The following is an 858-nucleotide window of genomic DNA, read 5'->3' on the forward strand; positions in this document are numbered from 1 at the left end:
GATCTGTTCCACCAGTTCCCGCAGCCGCCGCTGGCCGGATTTATCCTCCATGCGGTAGACCTTTTCCACCTGGGCGGGGTCCACGAACTGCGCCACCTTGCGGCCAAAGCCCAGCCCGCGGCCGGTCACGATCATCTCGTTGCCTTTTTCGTCGATCACACACAAAATGTTGTTGTTGATGACCTTTTTGATGCGCATCCTGTTCCCCCTTTCCCCATTGTATCCGGGCAAAAAAATAACCAGCCCCATCAAATACCATTCCTGCAGAAAGAAGGTCTTAACGGAGTTGGTCTAGCCCGCATTACCGGTAACAATCCAACAGGCCCCTTTTTGGGCCGCTTGCTTATCTGTGAAAATAATAACACGTGTCCGCAGGGAAGTCAACCGCTTTTCTGCCGCCGGGGCGCGTTTTCGGCAGAGTGCTCAAATTCCGGGCATGAGTTTGGGCAGTTTGGCAAAGTGCCTGCCGCCGGGCAGTGCACCCGTTTTTTCCACTGCTGGACAAATTCTTCCGGATGATTTATCTTTATAATAGTAACGCCGGTACATTCCGGCCCAGGAAACCCAACCAAACGGAGTCTTGCCTTATGCTGAATGAAGAAGGATACAAAACCTACGGCGAACTGCTGCGCAGCGAGCTGATCACCGCCATGGGCTGTACCGAACCCATTGCCATCGCCTACGCGGGGGCAATGGCCCGCAAAGTGCTGGGCCGGGAACCCGACAAACTGCTGCTGGCCTGCAGCGGCAACATTGTAAAGAATGTAAAAGGCGTCACCGTCCCCAACTCCGGCGGGCGCCGCGGTATTGAAATTGCCGCCCTGCTGGGGGTGTGCGGCGGCGATGCCCACCGCCGTC

Annotated in this window: 1 protein-coding gene and 1 pseudogene; one reads left to right on the forward strand and one right to left on the reverse strand. The window is 56.3% G+C overall.

Features of this window, described 5'->3' with window-relative positions; genetic code table 11:
* On the reverse strand, positions 1-198 hold a 198-nt coding region (locus H6B10_RS14725), incomplete at its 3' end, for a CAT RNA binding domain-containing protein (RefSeq protein ID WP_204652280.1).
* Between the two features lie 389 nt (positions 199-587).
* Here H6B10_RS14725 and H6B10_RS14730 point away from each other — a divergent pair.
* Positions 588-858 (forward strand): annotated as a pseudogene (locus tag H6B10_RS14730) (serine dehydratase subunit alpha family protein); the annotation flags it as partial.

The sequence above is a fragment of the Gemmiger formicilis genome (genome assembly GCF_016901605.1).
In the GTDB taxonomy this organism is placed as follows: domain Bacteria; phylum Bacillota; class Clostridia; order Oscillospirales; family Ruminococcaceae; genus Gemmiger; species Gemmiger formicilis_B.